The organism is Nocardia sp. NPDC004260, from assembly GCF_053603155.1.
On record NZ_JBSGEZ010000079.1, the window covers coordinates 1 to 15993 of the forward strand.

At 64.4% G+C, this 15993-nt stretch carries 21 protein-coding genes; 13 read left to right on the top strand and 8 right to left on the bottom strand.

Annotation, left to right across the window (positions count from 1 at the left end; genetic code table 11):
* Nucleotides 1-86: 86 nt before the first annotated feature.
* The 3 genes from ACWEO7_RS31900 (at nt 87) to ACWEO7_RS31910 (ending at nt 3207) form a co-directional block, all read left to right on the top strand.
* On the top strand, nt 87-584 hold the full coding sequence (locus tag ACWEO7_RS31900; protein WP_452428743.1) for a hypothetical protein: 498 nt from the start codon (nt 87-89) through the stop codon (nt 582-584).
* Between the two features lie 128 nt (nt 585-712).
* Nucleotides 713-1555 (top strand): phage major capsid protein, encoded by an 843-nt coding sequence (locus tag ACWEO7_RS31905; RefSeq protein ID WP_452428745.1) that lies wholly within the window; start codon nt 713-715, stop codon nt 1553-1555.
* A gap of 5 nt (nt 1556-1560) precedes the next feature.
* Nucleotides 1561-3207 carry a Gp37-like protein gene (locus ACWEO7_RS31910; RefSeq protein WP_452428746.1) on the top strand — a complete coding sequence of 549 codons (1647 nt, stop codon included), beginning with the start codon at nt 1561-1563 and terminating at the stop codon, nt 3205-3207.
* 286 nt (nt 3208-3493) lie between these two features.
* Here the strand turns inward: ACWEO7_RS31910 and ACWEO7_RS31915 are convergent, their stop codons facing one another.
* Entirely contained in the window at nt 3494-3661 is a 168-nt protein-coding gene (locus ACWEO7_RS31915; protein WP_452428748.1) for a hypothetical protein, read from the bottom strand.
* 163 nt (nt 3662-3824) lie between these two features.
* Here ACWEO7_RS31915 and ACWEO7_RS31920 point away from each other — a divergent pair, with 163 nt between their 5' ends.
* The gene (locus ACWEO7_RS31920; protein WP_452428750.1) at nt 3825-4985 is read left to right on the top strand and encodes a helix-turn-helix domain-containing protein; all 1161 of its coding nucleotides are present in this window, start codon (nt 3825-3827) and stop codon (nt 4983-4985) included.
* A 212-nt stretch (nt 4986-5197) separates the two neighbouring features.
* Here the strand turns inward: ACWEO7_RS31920 and ACWEO7_RS31925 are convergent, their stop codons facing one another.
* Together ACWEO7_RS31925 and ACWEO7_RS31930 are read right to left on the bottom strand one after the other, a co-directional pair.
* Nucleotides 5198-5668 (bottom strand): SAM-dependent methyltransferase, encoded by a 471-nt coding sequence (locus ACWEO7_RS31925; protein ID WP_450017968.1) that lies wholly within the window; start codon nt 5666-5668, stop codon nt 5198-5200.
* Nucleotides 5669-5680: 12 nt separating this feature from the next.
* Entirely contained in the window at nt 5681-6955 is a 1275-nt protein-coding gene (locus ACWEO7_RS31930) for a helix-turn-helix domain-containing protein (RefSeq protein ID WP_452428752.1), read from the bottom strand.
* 319 nt (nt 6956-7274) lie between these two features.
* Here ACWEO7_RS31930 and ACWEO7_RS31935 point away from each other — a divergent pair, with 319 nt between their 5' ends.
* From ACWEO7_RS31935 to ACWEO7_RS31965, 7 genes are all read left to right on the top strand, one after another.
* On the top strand, nt 7275-7676 hold the full coding sequence (locus tag ACWEO7_RS31935) for a DNA-directed RNA polymerase subunit beta (protein ID WP_450017964.1): 402 nt from the start codon (nt 7275-7277) through the stop codon (nt 7674-7676).
* Entirely contained in the window at nt 7663-7932 is a 270-nt protein-coding gene (locus ACWEO7_RS31940; RefSeq protein ID WP_452428754.1) for a hypothetical protein, read from the top strand. The genes ACWEO7_RS31935 and ACWEO7_RS31940 overlap by 14 nt, the downstream gene beginning before the upstream one ends.
* Nucleotides 7932-8141, top strand: coding sequence for a hypothetical protein (locus tag ACWEO7_RS31945; RefSeq protein WP_452428756.1), 210 nt, complete (start codon nt 7932-7934; stop codon nt 8139-8141). Before ACWEO7_RS31940 ends, ACWEO7_RS31945 begins: the two co-directional genes overlap by 1 nt.
* Before the next feature lie 70 nt (nt 8142-8211).
* Entirely contained in the window at nt 8212-8739 is a 528-nt protein-coding gene (locus ACWEO7_RS31950) for a hypothetical protein (protein ID WP_452428757.1), read from the top strand.
* Between the two features lie 72 nt (nt 8740-8811).
* Nucleotides 8812-9906 carry a hypothetical protein gene (locus ACWEO7_RS31955; RefSeq protein ID WP_452428759.1) on the top strand — a complete coding sequence of 365 codons (1095 nt, stop codon included), beginning with the start codon at nt 8812-8814 and terminating at the stop codon, nt 9904-9906.
* A gap of 170 nt (nt 9907-10076) precedes the next feature.
* Entirely contained in the window at nt 10077-10580 is a 504-nt protein-coding gene (locus ACWEO7_RS31960; RefSeq protein ID WP_452428761.1) for a hypothetical protein, read from the top strand.
* 380 nt (nt 10581-10960) lie between these two features.
* Nucleotides 10961-11416 carry a deaminase gene (locus ACWEO7_RS31965; protein ID WP_379249945.1) on the top strand — a complete coding sequence of 152 codons (456 nt, stop codon included), beginning with the start codon at nt 10961-10963 and terminating at the stop codon, nt 11414-11416.
* A 4-nt stretch (nt 11417-11420) separates the two neighbouring features.
* Here ACWEO7_RS31965 and ACWEO7_RS31970 read toward each other — a convergent pair whose 3' ends face one another.
* The 5 genes from ACWEO7_RS31970 to ACWEO7_RS31990 all read right to left on the bottom strand — a co-directional run bounded on the left by ACWEO7_RS31970 (nt 11421) and on the right by ACWEO7_RS31990 (nt 15115).
* A complete protein-coding gene (locus ACWEO7_RS31970; RefSeq protein ID WP_452428763.1) occupies nt 11421-12365 on the bottom strand; it encodes an antibiotic biosynthesis monooxygenase in 945 nt (314 codons plus the stop codon).
* Nucleotides 12366-12370: 5 nt separating this feature from the next.
* Nucleotides 12371-13777, bottom strand: a complete 1407-nt coding sequence (locus tag ACWEO7_RS31975) for an amidohydrolase family protein (RefSeq protein ID WP_452428765.1) — start codon at nt 13775-13777, stop codon at nt 12371-12373.
* A gap of 52 nt (nt 13778-13829) precedes the next feature.
* Nucleotides 13830-14447, bottom strand: a complete 618-nt coding sequence (locus ACWEO7_RS31980) for a carboxymuconolactone decarboxylase family protein (protein ID WP_452428767.1) — start codon at nt 14445-14447, stop codon at nt 13830-13832.
* Between the two features lies 1 nt (nt 14448).
* Nucleotides 14449-14760, bottom strand: a complete 312-nt coding sequence (locus ACWEO7_RS31985) for a hypothetical protein (protein WP_452428769.1) — start codon at nt 14758-14760, stop codon at nt 14449-14451.
* A 124-nt stretch (nt 14761-14884) separates the two neighbouring features.
* Complete coding sequence (locus tag ACWEO7_RS31990) at nt 14885-15115, bottom strand: hypothetical protein (protein ID WP_452428770.1); 231 nt, start codon at nt 15113-15115, stop codon at nt 14885-14887.
* Nucleotides 15116-15286: 171 nt separating this feature from the next.
* Between ACWEO7_RS31990 and ACWEO7_RS31995 the strand changes: the two genes are divergently transcribed.
* Together ACWEO7_RS31995 and ACWEO7_RS32000 are read left to right on the top strand one after the other, a co-directional pair.
* Nucleotides 15287-15487, top strand: a complete 201-nt coding sequence (locus ACWEO7_RS31995) for a hypothetical protein (protein ID WP_450017945.1) — start codon at nt 15287-15289, stop codon at nt 15485-15487.
* Nucleotides 15488-15748: 261 nt separating this feature from the next.
* Nucleotides 15749-15946 carry a hypothetical protein gene (locus ACWEO7_RS32000; RefSeq protein WP_452428788.1) on the top strand — a complete coding sequence of 66 codons (198 nt, stop codon included), beginning with the start codon at nt 15749-15751 and terminating at the stop codon, nt 15944-15946.
* The last annotated feature ends 47 nt before the right edge of the window (nt 15947-15993 follow it).

A 15993-nucleotide genomic window follows, 5' to 3' on the forward strand; every position in this document is an offset into this window, starting at 1 on the left:
GCGACCGACCCAGGCCGTCACCCCGGCTCCCCCCGAGTCCCTTCCACGAACCCCGTAACAAGATCCGCGCAAAGGATGGTGCCCTAGTGACCGACACCACCCCTGCCGACCCGATAGAACCCACCGAGCAGCAGCCCGGCGACGAGCAGGCCGCCGATACCACGGTGGACGCGCCAGCCACCGAGACCGATTCGGGCGGGCAGTCGAACGGCAACCGGGAAGCGGCGAAGTACCGGCGGCAGCTGCGCGAGACCGAGACCGAGCGCGATGCTCTCCGTGAGCGCGTCACCGCGTACGAGCGCGCGGAGGTCGAACGCCTTGCCGCCGATCGGATGGCGGACCCTTCCGACCTCTGGACGGGCGGAACCGACCTCGAGACGTTGCGCGGCAAGGACGGCGCGATTGATCCGGCGAAGGTCGGCAAGGCGATCGAGGGCGTACTCGAATCGCATCCGCATTGGCAACGCACCACGCGCACGCGGCCCGCGGTCGGGTCGCTGCGGTCCGGCGCTTCCGGTGCGAGCGTCGACGGACTTGCGACTGGGTGGGCGCAGGCGTTCGCCGACGCCAAGCGCGAGCAGTAATATGTCACGTGACGCGAGTCGATACCGGCCAGGAGTCGGAGACTCGCGTCACGCTCGCCCCAGCGGGGCAACCGGACTGGCTTGCGGCCAGCCGGAGACCATTCCCCGCTACCCAAAGGCGAGCAATCATGGCTCTCTATACGACGTCGTCGGGCGTCGGTGGTCTCCTCCCTGAGCAGATTCACCAGCTGATCGTCCAGCCCGTACAACGCGATTCGGTCGCGTTCCAGGTGACCACCCTCCTGTCGACCGACTCGACCTCTTCCAAGTTCCCGATCGTCACCGCGGACCCGGCGGCACAGTGGGTGCCCGAAGGCGCCGAGATCACCCCGGACGATTCCGAACACGATGAACTCGAGATCACTCACCGCAAGGTCGCCGGCCTGACGATCGTGTCCCGCGAACTGGCCGAGGACTCGAACCCGCAAGCGCTCGACATCGTCGGCGCCGGCCTGGTCCGCAGCATCGTCGCCAAGGTCGATACGGCGTTCTTCGCTGCGACCACCACAAATGGCCCGGACGGAATCGGCTCGACCACACACCAACTCGTCGACGTGGGTTCCGGCATTACGAACACCGACCCGTTCGCCGAAGCCATCTCCAAGGCGGAGAACGTCGGCGCCCAGATCAGCAACTTCGTCGCGCACCCGGACACGGCGCTGGAGTTGGCGAAGCTGAAGGAGATAACCGGCAGCAACCGGCCGTTGCTCGGCCCGGACCCGTCGCGGCCCGGCGCGCGGACCGTTCTCGGTGTGCCCCTGCTGGTCTCGCCCTACGTCACCAACGGCGACATTTGGGGTATCCCGCGCGCTTTCGCGTTCACCACGTTGCGCAGGAATACAACGCTCACCATCTCCGAACACGCCTACTTCTCGAGCGATCGGGTCGGCGTGAAGGCGACGATGCGCGTTGCGTTCGGGTTCCCGCACCCGCAGGCAATCGTGCGAATCGGCCAGCCTGACGCGAGCTGACGACCATGTCGGCGCCCGCGTGGGACGGGCACGCTGAGGTCCGCCGCATGGATGCCCTGCGCAAGCAGGAGCAGGACATGTGGCGGGATCAGCGTGCGGTGGTCCGTTACTACGACAAGTGGATGAATGAGGTCGGCGAAGAAGGCCGCTACCTCAGTCTCACGTTCTCGCACGTGAAGAACGGCGCGGGCGGGCTGAAGATGACGCTTCCGCCGGACACCGTCCACTACGACCACCTACTCCGCAATCCCGATGGCGAAGACGCCACGATCCCTTTGACCGCCGAGACGCCGGGGCAACGCTGGGACGGGTTCGTAACCCGCGTCGCCGAGGTGGTCGACGACCGCGGTAACAAGACGATCGAAGTTGAAGCGATCCACTGTTGGCAGCACATCGCTACGACCGTCTGTTACGCCTCACCGTTCGCGCCGCTGTTCGCCCAGTGGCCTAGGCATTGGTTCATGTTCGGCGGGGTCCGCTCGATCATCCACTTGACCCTGATCGCGAACCTTCTGCGGCGCCAAGCGTTCTGGTCTGCCGACCAGTGGAACGGCGCGCCGGACTGGGCCGAGGTCGGGTCGATCGCGTGGCCGATCGCGGTCGGCGGCATCAACGTGCTGACGGACACCAGTCCGTTCGGTGCGGTGTCGGTCCGGTTCGAGCACGCCGACCAGGTGTTCGCACCGTTGTTGAAGGATAACGGCGTTTGCCTCACGGCGCAGTTCTTCCTGCCGGACATGGACGACGAGCAGCCGGACCCGGACTGGTTCTACCTGGACCGGCCCACCGTCTACGTGACCACGGTCGACAAGTCCAACGTCGTCGGCGCGACGGGAACACTGCTGGATGGCATCACGCGGTTCTTCGAGGACTTTTTCGATGATGGCGTGACCCCGATCCGGTACCCGGACTATTCGGCTGGCGGGGACTACGAGGTGGCGTACGCCAACACCCCACTCGGGAATCGCCGCTACTTCCCGTGGATCTGGTACCTGGAAGGCGAGTACTCCGGTCTCGGCGCGTCGGAAATCGCCATCCACAAGCCCCTGGCTACCCATGTGATCGTCGGGGGCAAGTCGCCGGGCTGGGTCAATGCGTCGATTGAGTTCGCGCTCAAGAATGCCCTTGCCTGGCTGGGCCTGCTAATCGGACTGCCAGGACTCGACGCTCTGTATCAGGGCCAGCTCGACGACGTGTTCCTCGCGTTTGCGGAGTACACCGACCAAGGACGAGTACAGCGCGCGGGGCCGTTCGCCTTCCAAGAGCACTGCGTCACGAACTCATCGAAGGCCTACACCCTCGACGGGTTGATGACCGGCCGCCACGGCTTGCACGACACTCGCGGTTACACCTCCCACAAGGTGACGGTGCAGGACGGCGCTCCCTACATCCTCGGCCCCAACGCCGATTTCTGGATCGGGGATCAGATCGGGTTCAAGGTCGGCGACGCGATCTTCGTGGACTACGTGACGGAAGCGACGTACGTCGATGACCGCACCACCGCCGGCCATTGGGAGATCACCATCGGCGACGGCGCCGACGAAGAGGACTCGCTCGTCAAGGCATGGTCACGCATGGGGCAGATCTCGGCCGCGATCAAAGAGCTGTTCACCGACGTCGGGGCCGACTTGGATCTGCTCGGCATCCTCTAGGAACGAGAGAACCGGGGTACTCGATGGTGAGTACCCCGGTTCTTCCGCTCCCTGCGGCCCCGGTTGTCGTCACGTGACGTAACCGGTTGCTCAGCCTACCTCGTGCTTGCTGCTGCTCCGCCTCCGCTGCCCGTGCCACGCTCCCGGAGATACCGCTCGGCGACAAGCTTCCGCGGGCAGGGAGGTTCACAGCTCGCGTGCAACTTCGTCAGGCCTTGCGCGTGCTGCTCGTCGGCGGGCATGTTCCCGTCCTCGCAGTAGTCCTCGATCCACGAACGCCGAGTCGTCACCGCTTGCCCTCGCTCTCGATGCGGTCCATGACCTCACGGAAGGGGACCTGTTCGTCGGTATCGTCGCCCAGCTCGAGTAGCCACGGCAGGACCCAGAACAGCAGGATCAGCAGACCGCCGACAGCGGCCAGGACGATCAGGACGGTTGCAAGCTCTGTGGTCATTCAGTGACCCTTCGGCGCGTTGTGGTGTGGTTGGGTAGCACCCAACGCCGGGGAGTTCGGGGGGCTCACCCGGCGTCGGGGCCTGCCAGAAACGTTCGCTGACGGCAACAGCGCGGAGGGACAGTGAGGGGACAGCGGGCCGCGATCGATCTACCCTCGGGACATGAGCGACAGCGTGGGGCAGCGGATCGCATCCGAACGGAAGATCGCCGGACTCAGCCAACGGGCGCTCGCCTCCCGGGCCGCCTACAGCCTCAGCATGGTCAAGGCAGTCGAGCAAGGACGGGAACCCGCCTCCTCCGGCTTCATCTCGGCGGTAGCGCGTGCTCTACGGATCACCCCGGAGCAGTTGACCGGCGCACCGTACGACGACGGAAAGCCGTTGTCCGACGCAGTGAACGAACTGTCGGTGCTGCTGACCGAGGGTCGGTACGCCCGTGCGGTGGATCCCGGTCCGCTGGCCCAGCTCGAGGCGGACCTGTCCGCCGCGCAACTGCTGTACCGCCGCGACCGTACGCGGCAGACCATCGCAGTATTGCCGGGCATCATCCGTCGGTTGCACGGCGCCGTGCGGGAGCTGTCCGCCGACAAGCAGGCGCACGCCTACACCCTGCTGACGGCCGCGTACGTGCTCGCGGAGTGGTCGGCCCGGAGAACCGGTCACCTACTGCTGACGCTGCCCGCGCTCGACCTGGCAGACACCTACGCGCCTCTGGCTGATGATCGCAACTGGGGTGCGTTCTCCGTCCTGGCACGGGCGCGGGTGCTCACCCATTACGGGGAATCGGAGGTCGCCGGCCAACTCATCGATTCGGCGATATCCGCAGCTGATGAGACCCGGTCCGGGTTGATACTCGGCGGGTACTCCCACCTTGCCGGGGCGGTGAACGAAGCGCGGAAGCTGAATCACGCTGCCGCGGTCGACCACATCGGCGCGGCGCGTGAGATCGCGGCCCGGACCGGCGAGACCGACATGTACATGGTCGACTTCGGACCGCTGAACACTGAGATCCACTCGCACGCGATCGAGCTGGAATCCGGCGACCCGAACCGGGCCGCGATCGAGGGCGCGGAACTGGTCTACTCGGAGGGGGCGCCACCCACCCGGATCGGCCATCACTGGCAGGACAACGCTCGCGCATGGTTGATGTCGGGGAAGCCAGACAAAGCGCTGATTGCGCTGAACAAGGCGCGCGCTGCGGCACCACAGCAGACCCGTTTACACCCGGGAGTGCGGGAGACCGTGCACGGCATCGCGGCGGCCCAGCGGCGACAGAGTGAGGGCCTGGTGGGGTTCGCGTCCTGGCTCGGAACCTCCCTGTAGCCCGGTAGTTATGGGCACATTTTGGGCACAAGTGCCCGTGATTTAGGGTGATCTGGAGTTAATTGCAATGATGTGTTTTCGCAGATCAGAGCAGGGTTGAGGCCCTGGCCAGGGTGGCGGAAAGGGTTCAAATCCCTCCGCCACCGCCACAGCCCTTTACCTGCTAGCGCAGGTAAAGGGCTATTTTTTTTGCTCAGGCAGCGGCCGGGTCACTAGAAGTAGTCTTTGAGCATTTCCGTGGACCACACAGCTTGTCGGACGTCTCCGCGTGGCCCGAACTCCGCGAACCAGGGTTTGATGTCCAGCACGGGCGTGCCGTCGACGGCGTCCAGCTCGGCGACATGCAGGTCCAGGCCGTCCACTCGGAGCAGGCGACAGCGCGAGACGCCGAGCCAGTTGATGCGGCGCATGTTCCTGTGCCCGAAGATGCCGACCTTCGGCCAGTCGGGATTGTCGCGTGCGCTACGCGCACCGAAATGTAGGTCCGTCGGGTCGGTGAGGTGAAACCGGAACACGATCTCCAGATGGCTGAACTCCTCCAACCCCTGTACCGACTCTTCGGGGAACCGGGGGTCGTCGACGCGAATGATCGCCTCGGTGCCGCCCCAGTGATCATCGGTTGGTTCACGTCGGCCACCTACGACGTGGGCAACCGGCGCTACCTCGAACACTTCATCAGCCATGCGACCCCTGTCCTACCTCTTGTTTGCTGCTAGATACTCGGCTGCCTGCTCGTCAGTCTCGCGGAGACCGGGAATGGACTGGCCGCGGTACGGTGCCAGCGTTGAGCGTATGTCGCGGGCCACGTTCCGGGTGCGCCCGGAATGCACCCCGCCCATCGCGTCGAGCGCGGAACGCCAGGTGGCGCAAGCCTGCTCGATTTCGCCGCTGCGGGCCTGCACCGTGCCGAGGTAGCCAAGAGTCACCGCATGGGTTCGTGTGAACGCGGTGGCCTTGCGCTTGCGGACGCTGAGCTGGAATTGGTCAGCGGCCCCGGCGAGGTTGCCCGCGTCCCGCAGTGCGCACGCAGTTTCGTGGGCGAGGCTCGCTTCGGAGAAAAAGAACACCCGCGTGGGTTCGGGATCGGAGTCGTCGGCTGCCGCGAGATCCTGCTCGGCCTGGAGGAGAGCTTTCGCTGACTCGCCGGACCGACCAGCCGCGCTCAATGCTTTCGCGTGCACAACCTTCAGCAGTGCGCGCTCGCGGGGGCAGGCCGTCCGGTAGCGGGTGCCGCTGACGGATGCTTCGGCCAACTGTAGGCCCTGCTCGGGGTGTCCTAGGTCGACGGCCTGGTGGGCCATGGCGCGCATCACGTGCCCGGTCAGCGGAGCGTCTTCCGCCTCGGCGGCGAGCTGGGTCGATGTGGCGAAATAGCGTTGTGCGGCTGCATGCTCGTCGTTATCGAAAGCCATCCACCCGACGAGATAGGCCATCTCCGCCGCTGCGGAGAACATTTGGCGACGCACGGTCTCGCTGGCGAAGGACCCCTTCAGGTAGCCGGTTACCTCGTTGGTCAGATATTGGACGACGGCTGTTCGCCCATGTCCGCCACCGAGCCGCTGATCTATCTGCGAGAAGAGGAGCATCACGTCTCGTACAGCGGCTACATCGGCTTCCCCCACGTGGCGAAGTCGGGATTCCTTGCACGCGAGGGCGGCCGCGTTATCGAGCCAGCCGGGCAGCAGGACGGATGCGCTGAGTGCTGTGGAGTATCCGACACGTAGGAAAGAGCGCCGTTCCACGTCAGCCTTTCCGAGGTTGAGCAAGCTCGCTACCGGGTCTTGGATGCGCCCGAAATGCTTCTCGTAACAAGCTATGACATCGGGCGTCGGTGTGCGTTCTCCGGTCTCGTAGTAGGCAAGCACCGACTTGCTGTAGTGGATCCGAGCAGACAGTGAGGCCAGGGACACTCCAGCGGCTTCGCGGGCCGCCCGGAGCTGCGCACCGACGATAGCGGCGTGACCGTCCATACCGCCGAATCTAGCCGGTCACGGACCCGCGTGTAGCTAGTTGTGGATGCGCTGTGGACGCCGATCCGCGTTCTTCGATGCATGTTCCGTGGTCATCTGAATATGCGTCCGGCAGGAGTACGGAACCGCGAGCCCCTTACCGCAGTCCGCTCCTTTCCCGGGTACCGATCAGGGGGTTGCCGGGGCCGGGCGCGCCAATTCCGACGAGTGTGAGCAGGGGAGCAGGATGCGCCGGGAAGCGTTCGGGGACACACCGATGTCTCGATGCCACTACTACCGGAACGTGTGCGATATACCAGCGAGAGTTGACCCTCCGCATGTGGGCCGGATCGTGGCCCGCTGCGGCTCGGTGTGGGCGATCACCATGCCCGCCGTATTGGGGCACGACGTGAAAGTCTGGATGCAGAACCAGGGTTACAAGTTGGGTCCAATCCTGTCGCACCCACGGTCGCAACGTTGGACGTTCATCATTCGGCCGGATGTGCCGGATGATGTGCCGTTGTTCGCTGAGATGTTCCGTTTCAACGTGGCCATCGTGCGCGACGGCGGAACGATCGGGTTGCCGAGTCCAGCCGATCGTGGGACCGCGTTTCGTGCGTGGATTGTGCGCCCCGACAGCCACGTTCGCCCTTCGGGGTGGTTGATAGTGCAGGCGATACGGGACATTGCGGCGGCAAAGCGGGCCTATCGTCGGCGGGCACTGGCTTATGCCGGACAGTGACGAGCCCGAGCATCCCGGGCTGCAACTTCTTCAGGGCGGCAAGCCGCGCAGGTTCGATATCGAGGCAGCGTTAGCGCGGTTGCATGCCCGGTTGGCTTCGCACAGCAATCCGACCTTGCCGTTGATGAGCCGCGACGCTGCGGACAAGGCACTGGACGCGAACGGGGGTTGCGACCCGTTGCAGTGTTCGACTCGGGTCGCGGCGGTAATCGTGATTCGCGATGACTACCGGTGGTTTCGGGATAGGGGCATGTGATGACTTCGCCGCTGCCGAATGATCCGGACGTGCATCTGTCGGTGTTCCTGCACGGAGCCCGGTTCGACTTCGCGGCCTGCCTCACCGCCGCTGTGCTGTTCGTGCAAGAGCATCGGAATCGGCACTACGTCGACGCCGTGAACGTGCTGGCTGATAGTGCTGAGGGCTGGCCCAGATTGCCGTGTGAACGGCTATATGTGGAGCGATGATGTTCCCTTGCCCGGTGGCCGTGCGCGCGCGACACTGACCTGTTCGGACCATGACGAGAAGGAGCTAGGTGTGGGGAACGACGAGCAATTGACTATGGATCTGGGGGTGCCTGTCGAGCAGACAGCGTGGGGCAAGTGGGTCGATCCCGACCGCCGCAAGGCGCAGGCCCAAAAGTTCATAGACCATGCTGGCATAAGCGGTCTCCCTTCGGAGCCGTGGCCGGAAGACTCGCCGGAGGTCAAACGGCTTGACCCCATTGTCGCCGAACTGTTCCCGACCAGGGCTGCCGCTGCGGCGTCACCCGATGACGCCGACATGATTGACGCGTTCGTTTGTTTCATCGGCGAGTGCTTCGAAAGATTCGCAGGGGCTAGATTCATCGATGAAGAATGGTTCGGCCGCGAATATTCGTTTTACGACGACGTGAATCCCGCATTAGAGATGGACACGGGCGGCGAAGAAGACGTCGAGACCATATGGGGATTAATCGGACGCATGACCGAATATAGCCCCGAGGAGCACGAAGGGATGTTCTCCAAAATGGCTGCCGCCATTCGCGAGTACGCGTCGATTCACGAGGAATTTCGCAGTCGCTGAGCTGCCTTAATTGCGTCCTAATGGCTACGGTCAAGAATCTATTGATATTGATTGACGCTTCGGGGGGGTCGGTTGGACGAATACGAAAGAGACCGAGAGAACTACAAGCCTCACGAGCGTGGAAGGATCTTCGAGAACGGTATCGAGGGGTACTTCAAGGACCGCGAGCGTGGATATCTCCCCAGTTCCCGTATATACAAGACCCCGGAAGGTCGGATTCAGTTCGACCACGTCAGAGAGAAGCAAGGCAAAACTTTCTCCATCGAGGATAAATCCGGCAGAATCGAAGGACCCAAAGACGAAAAGCAGCTCAAGGCATTGCGGGTCCTTCTTGAGACCGGCGTCGTGCAGGAACATACGCTTCGGTCAGTAGAAGGCGAGACGGTATCGAAAGACTGTCAGGTACTTATCAACGGTTTGAAGCGAGACTTCCGCGACAGATTCACCCACCTAGAAATCTCGCGCGCTGAAGCCCGGACAATTTGGGCGTTGGGCGTGGATTTGGAGCGAAGTAAACAGCTTGCACCGCCGCAGCACGGTAAGCAGCTTGAGCTACCAGGCGTAGCGGAGAAGGCGCGAGAGCAGAAAGCGCAGGAGCTACAAAAGCGGCGGGACAAAATTGCGGAGCTGGTGCGGGCACGGGGGCGAGACAAGAAGTTCCGGAATATGCTGCGATTTCGCGACGGTGCTACACGCGGCCGGGCCGATGCACCACAGCGGGTCGAGCGCGAGCGACAAGCGCACGAACTAGACAAGTTAGCCAGGCGGGCACGCGAAACACCGGGTGCACGGGTTGAACGGGCGGCTGCCGAACGGGTAGCGCAGGAATTCCCAATGCCCAACCTGTACCAGGGACGCGAAGCTGTTGACACTGGGCAACAGTCGGCGCGAGAAAGGGCGGAGGCTGCCAGCGTCGAGCGCGTGGCAGCCGAGAAGGATCGAGAGGCCGCGTTCAAGGCATGCGAGGCGGCGGAGAAGGAGCGCGCGGAAGAACTGGCGCGGTTGCAGGCGCGGGGGATCCCGCCGGAGGTGGTACAGCTTCTAGGACTCGGTCAGGCGCAACCGCCGTCGGCGGCGGTGAAGGAACCTCCGGGCACGTCGCCGCAGGTGCAGCGTGGTTACTGGCACAGCCAAGAACGCAGCCGGGGAATCGAGCGCGGCCGGTGAATCGTCTGCGCCAGATCCGCGCCCTGGACACCAACTTCCTTCGACATATTGGCCGTTAGAACGGGCGTCTGCGGTCGAGGCGCGATGCGCGCGGAGTCCATGGTGTTGATCGGGCGGCAACCATCGACATCTTGCCCGCGATCGCGGGTGGATGCGAGTAGTTTCCTCACATGATTGTGGCGTCGTTTGTCCTCTCCATCATCGGCATCTGTGTGGCTGGCACTAGTGCCTCCTTTACGTGGCGGAATATGCGGGTGTCCGAGCGGAACGAAGCGATCAACCGGGACCGTCGTCGAGATGAGCTAAAACCTGAGTGGGACGAGGGGCGGTCGGCAATCCTCACGCGTGACGGTTATGCGCGTGTGTATGAACTTGTCTTAGTCCTGAAGAAAGGTGACGTGCACTCCGTCACTGTCGAGATCGACCAAAGTTGGCCTTCGTTCGCGGTCAGCACTCCTGGCGTCCACCCGTCGAATCTCCAACGGGCGGAGTTCGGCCCGCTGACTGACGGCGATGAGGCTGCCTGGCGAGTGGAACTGGGGCCGATTGGTGAGCATCCAGCTTCGAGTATTCGACTCCGTTTGACATCGGTCGCGGGAGAGCACGCCTGGACTCAGACCATGAAACTTGCTGAGCCAGTTCGAACGGTCCCGATCGCTTATCCCGACGAGTAGCCGCAGATGTTCCGATGTCGACGGAGCAGGCGACGCACATGGAAACCGTCAAGCCATCCTATGACCTACACTCGTGTGTGCTCGTCTACGCCTCCTGAGCCGAAGAATGGAATCGACCCAGTGCAGCCGCCGAGCGGCTTGGAGTACTGCCAGGGTTCGCATGTACGGCGTTCCGCTCTGGCGGGGAGGGTGAACGCGACAAGAATTTGACAAGAAACCCCGGTCAAAGACGATCTTTGACCGGGGATGTGAGTGGAAGAGAAGACGGGTCTAGCTCGATACTTGCGAGATATGCCCTGATTGCGCCAGGGGGGTGACGTTCGCACAGGTGAGGGGCTTTTCTCATCTTCCGCAGGACGAGTCGAAGGAGATTGATTCCGGTGACCGAGCCCGACCACCATTACTGGATGAACCGGGCCATCGAACTCGCGCGCTTGTGCCCGGTGGCGGAGGGCGCGTTCTCGGTGGGTGCGGTGATCGTCGCCGATGGTGCGGAGATCGCCACCGGCTATTCGCGCGAGTCCGATCCCAAGGAGCACGCCGAGGAGGCCGCGCTCCGCAAGGTGGACCCGGCCGATCCCCGGCTGGCGCGTGCCACGATCTACAGCACGCTGGAGCCCTGCTCGGAGCGGGGGTCGAAGGATCGGCTGCCGTGTACGGACCGGATACTGCGGGCCGGTATTCCGGTCGTGGTGATCGCGTGGCGCGAGCCGTCGACATTCGTGGCGAACTGCGTGGGCGTGGAGAAACTGCGGCAGGCGGGTGTCACGGTGGTCGAGCTCGCCGATCTCGCCGAGGCGGCGATGTCGATGAACCGGCACCTCGACCTGTCCTGAGTGATCAGTCGTAGTCCCAGTACTGCAGCCAGCGCACCGACGCGAACAGCAACAGTGTCAGCGCGTAGAGGACGACGACCACCGCGGCCCCGACGATGCTGATCCGGGGGCTCGCGCCGTCGACCGGGTCCAGCCACCGGCGGAACTGGCGCGCGACCGCGGGTGAGAGGAAATAGCTCATCACGCCCACGCTCACGATCTGGCTGAGCCACAACGCCAGCCACGGCTGCACGCCGAGCCGGTCGAGCACCGGACCGAGGAATCGGGACAGCACCATCACCGTCGGATACAACACCAGCAACACCAGCATGGCGGTCTTCCAGGTCGGCGTCATCCTGGTCTCGCCATCGACCGTGCGGACGGTCGAGCCGAACGGCGTGGTGTGCGCGTCCACGGTGAAGTCCTCGGTCAGCTTCGAACGCAATTCCGGTAGCGCGGCGGCGCGTTCGTCCGAGCTCAGCCATTCCGTCAACTGCCGATGTGTCCGGAATCGGAGCACCGAGAACCAGCGGCCGCCGTCCGCCGGGAAAAGGGCGGCGCCTTCGAATCCCGGAAATCTCGAACTCGCCGCGACGAGCTGCGCCTCGGTCGCCTCGAATTCGAATTCCTTGTCGCGTGCGACACTGTGCCGGAACACGCAGACCCCCGGCGGCGACTCTCCCTCGACGATGATCAGATCGGCGCTCTTGCAAAGGAAGCCGCGCGCTTCACCGTCGGCGACAGTGGCTGCCCGTTCGGCCGAGTCCAGGAATTCGTGCAGCAATGACTCGGATCGGAATGTGACGCTGAATCCCGGTTCGAGCATCGGGCTCTCGGTCACCGCGACGGAGGAATGCGTGAACCCGGGCATCGCGCGGGCGATTTCGGTCAGCCGCGCCAGCCAGTCCCGGAAGGCCGCGTCGTTCGCCGGTCGGTGAAAGACCGTTACGACGGTCGCCGCGGCATTCATCGGGGCTATACGACGTCGACGCGACGGCCCCGCACGTAGACCTCGGTGATCGCGGGCTCTCGGATACCCATCAGCAAGGCGAACAGTGTCTGATCCCGGGCCAATACGGGGTCGTCGGAGCGAACGCCGTGTACCAGCGTGCTTTCCAGCGCTGGAACGCGCGCCGGTTCGACCACGATGAAATCGGCTTCCTTACCGACGTCGAAATTCCCGAAACGGTTCTCCATATCCAAGGCACGTGCACCGGCCAGCGTGCCGGTGAACAGCATTTCCCCGGGATGCATCGACACGCCCTGGTCGCCCGGCTCGGAGATGTGCACTTTGAACGCGGCGGAAAGTACCTGTGGAATAAGCCATTCGTCGCCACCGCCGTAATCGGTGCCCGCGGCCACCGTGACGCCGGAGGCGAGCGTCCGCTTCCACGGCATCGTGCCGGAACCGAGGAACTGCTGCGACACCGGGCAATGCGCGACCGACGTGCCGGTTTCGGCCATCCGCCGCAGTTCGTCATCCTGGCAGTGCACGCAGTGGGCGAGAATGGTGCGCTTGCCGAGCATGCTCTTGCCGCCTACCGCCGACCCGGGCAGGAACTTCCCGTCGTAGGTGTCCAGATAGGTCGCCACGTCGTACGCCTGCTTGGTGGCGTCGACTTCGCCGGTGCCAGGGCGGTTGTTCTCGTTGAGGTGACTGTGGAAATAGACGCCACGTTCGCGTACCGAATCATAGAGATCGCCCAGGTTTTTCAGCGTCGCGCGAGTGACCGCCAGCGAGAATCGCGGGACGACCGCCACGTGCAGCAGCGCCGTGTCCACGTCACCGGTGTCGGCGGCATGCCATTTGTCGATCTCTTCGCTCGTCAACCGGATGGCGTCGTCTTCGGTGGTGATCAGCGGCGCCGCCGCATCCGTTCCGGTCGTTTGGATTCCCCGGCCGGCGACAATCCGCAGACCACGCCGCCGGGTCTCGGTGAACAGGGCGTCCTGCGCATGCGGGAACGCCGAGCCGAAGACCATCGCCGCCGTGGTCCCCGCTGCGATGCGCCGTGTACAGAACTCGGTGGCCGCCGATTGCGCGAATTCTGGATCGGCATAACGGGATTCTGCGGGGTACATACATAATTCGAGCCACTCCAGCAGTTGGCCGCCGCCGTAGGCATCTCCCGCGAAGGTCTGTGGGAAGTGGATATGCGTGTCGACGAATCCGGGAAGCAGAAATCCTGGACGATGATCGAACACTTCTCCGGCGCGGTGCTCGGCCGGGATATCGGAGCGCGGTCCGCAGAATACTATCCGGCCGCTTTCCCCGATTATCAGCGCACCGTCCGGCAGGTCGGCCAACGCGTGGGCCGCATCGCCGACGGCGGGACTTCCGGCGATGTGGAAAATGTGCCCCAAGTGGACTTGGCTCACCATTCGAGGAAAACACACATCGATCCCGCATGCGAGCGGATCGGGCGAAATGCGCTCAGACGCCGCGCGAGAACAATGTCACCGGAGGCGGCATACGGTAGCCGGCCAGTTTGATGAATCGGGCGCTCACGCCGCGCTGCGCGTCCTCCAGCGGGCCCGCTCCGACCGTGTTCATCATCCGGTTGATCACGTTGAAGCAGGTGCCGACCCAGACGGCCTCGTCGAACGCTTCCCGGGAAACACCCGCCAGCCGGACCAGCGCGGCGTCCTCGGCGGTCAACCCGCCCGGGTCGCGAGCCATCTTCGCGAGGAAGGCCAGCATCGCGCGCGCCTCGGGACGCAGCGGGGAGTCCGTACCGTCGGCCAAGGCGCGGGTCACCACGTCGGCGTCGATGTAGGCGCCCGCGATCGCCTCGTGGGAGGTGGCGCAGAACGGGCACTCGTTGGCCTGCGAGGTATGCGTCGCGAAGATCTCCCGTTCGGCGACGGTCCAGTACGACGGTCCGCGCATGATGTCCTGGATCAGCTCCGACAGCGGCGACCCGAAGAACCTGTGCCGGTAGAACAACACTTTGAGCACGGCGGGAACCTCCACGCCGCTGAACCGCCGCATGGTCCACAACACGAGTTTGGTCGGCCGGTCGTGACCGGAACGCACTGCCTCCAGCCACATCTCAGTGCCTCTCCCAAGCCAGACGCGCGGCGCGCAGGCGCCGGTCGGCCGCGCCGTAGGCGGCGACCGCGGTCGCCTCGAAGATCTCGTCGTCGGTGTGCCCGGCCGCTTTGAGCGCCATGATCACCTGCTCGGTGACCCGATAGGACCGGTCGGCCACCAGGTCTGCGAACGTCGCGAGCTCGGCAGGAACATCCTGGCTGGAGTCGGCTGTCCCGGCGGCTCCGGCTCTCAGCGCCCGGCGGACCCGGCTCGACAGCCGCCCCGGGGCGGACTCGAGATGCTCGCCGAACAGCTGCCATTTCTCACTCATCGAGCCGCGCATGGGCCTCATTCTGTCCGACGATGGTCACCTTCGCTGAGAATCGCGGGCGCGCAGCGCTACTCGTTACCGTCCCTGCGCAATACGACCTTGCGACCGGCCAGGTCGACACCGATCAGCGGCGGTGCCCCCTGGTCCTGCTCGTCGCGCAACATCGACCCGATTCGCGATGGTCGAGTTCCATGCGCTTGGTCGAGTAGAACAGCGCGGTGAATTCGTCGGTGAACGTGCCGGAGATCGGTGTGCGGCGGCGCCTGCGGCGTTTGTTCACGGTCAGCTCGTAGACGGCCACCAGCACGAGCAGGATCACCCAGCCTGGAATCGTCCACTGGAACAGCGCCGCCATGCCATCGAAGCTACCAGCCGACCGTCCCGCCGAACCTGAGTGAAAATTGTCCTTTTCATGACGGGTAACCGACGCGATCGCGGGTATACGCCCGATACGCAAGTGCGGGGAAGGACGCGATGCCAGATGCGCCGTCGGACAATCCGCGCGGGAACGATGCGCGAGAGAAACATGAGAATCGGAAGTGTAATCGTCTTGATCTGGTTGCTGATCGGCGTGGTCGCCGCAGCACAACGGCACTATTTCGACAGCGGGCCGGTCAACTGCGCCGGTTTCGGCACCGTCGCCGTCACGGTGATCGCGGGACCGCTCAACTACATGGGCGTCAACCCGAAGATCGCGGACTGCAATGTCCCGCAACCGAGCCCGTAGTTCGATCGAACCGCGGACGGCCGGGTGACTATGCCGCCCGGCCGTCCGCTTTTCGCCTGCGCGGGCCGTGAACCAAATATTTGCTAAGACGCGATTCAATCCGCACTACCTCGGGCTGATTGGGTAACTGTCGGTGTGGCCGGGTATCCCCCCTCGACGGGGAGCACGGAAGGAACCGAGGAGATGCGTGATTACGGACGTCGTGAGCGTGATTACGAACGTCGTGCGCGTGCCGGACGCGGCCCGGGCATAGGCTCCCGGGTGCTCGGGTTCCTGCTGCTGGCCTGGCTGGCGATCGGCCTGCTCGCGGCCGGTCAGCGGCACTATTTCGACAGCGGGCCCCCGTTGAACTGCGCCGGTTGGGGCACGATCGGTCTCACCGCCCTCGCGGGCCCGCTCAACTATGTCGGCGTCGATCCGAAGGTCGGCGACTGCGAACTGCCGCAACCGAGCCGGTGAACGCACTCGGCCCCGCATCCGGAGTCCGGATGCGGGGCCGAGTCATG

Bases quoted from the DNA above. Each gene is read 5' to 3' on its own strand.
- ACWEO7_RS31925 (WP_450017968.1), bottom strand. From the start codon at position 5,668: ATGGCTGATGAAGTGTTCGAGGTAGCGCCGGTTGCCCACGTCGTAGGT.
- ACWEO7_RS31905 (WP_452428745.1), top strand. From the start codon at position 713: ATGGCTCTCTATACGACGTCGTCGGGCGTCGGTGGTCTCCTCCCTGAG.
- ACWEO7_RS31995 (WP_450017945.1), top strand. From the start codon at position 15,287: ATGAGAATCGGAAGTGTAATCGTCTTGATCTGGTTGCTGATCGGCGTG.
- ACWEO7_RS31945 (WP_452428756.1), top strand. From the start codon at position 7,932: ATGACTTCGCCGCTGCCGAATGATCCGGACGTGCATCTGTCGGTGTTC.
- ACWEO7_RS31970 (WP_452428763.1), bottom strand. From the start codon at position 12,365: ATGAATGCCGCGGCGACCGTCGTAACGGTCTTTCACCGACCGGCGAAC.
- ACWEO7_RS31910 (WP_452428746.1), top strand. From the start codon at position 1,561: ATGTCGGCGCCCGCGTGGGACGGGCACGCTGAGGTCCGCCGCATGGAT.
- ACWEO7_RS31975 (WP_452428765.1), bottom strand. From the start codon at position 13,777: ATGGTGAGCCAAGTCCACTTGGGGCACATTTTCCACATCGCCGGAAGT.
- ACWEO7_RS31940 (WP_452428754.1), top strand. From the start codon at position 7,663: ATGCCGGACAGTGACGAGCCCGAGCATCCCGGGCTGCAACTTCTTCAG.
- ACWEO7_RS31920 (WP_452428750.1), top strand. From the start codon at position 3,825: ATGAGCGACAGCGTGGGGCAGCGGATCGCATCCGAACGGAAGATCGCC.
- ACWEO7_RS31930 (WP_452428752.1), bottom strand. From the start codon at position 6,955: ATGGACGGTCACGCCGCTATCGTCGGTGCGCAGCTCCGGGCGGCCCGC.
- ACWEO7_RS31980 (WP_452428767.1), bottom strand. From the start codon at position 14,447: ATGTGGCTGGAGGCAGTGCGTTCCGGTCACGACCGGCCGACCAAACTC.
- ACWEO7_RS31985 (WP_452428769.1), bottom strand. From the start codon at position 14,760: ATGAGTGAGAAATGGCAGCTGTTCGGCGAGCATCTCGAGTCCGCCCCG.
- ACWEO7_RS31915 (WP_452428748.1), bottom strand. From the start codon at position 3,661: ATGACCACAGAGCTTGCAACCGTCCTGATCGTCCTGGCCGCTGTCGGC.
- ACWEO7_RS31960 (WP_452428761.1), top strand. From the start codon at position 10,077: ATGATTGTGGCGTCGTTTGTCCTCTCCATCATCGGCATCTGTGTGGCT.
- ACWEO7_RS31990 (WP_452428770.1), bottom strand. From the start codon at position 15,115: ATGGCGGCGCTGTTCCAGTGGACGATTCCAGGCTGGGTGATCCTGCTC.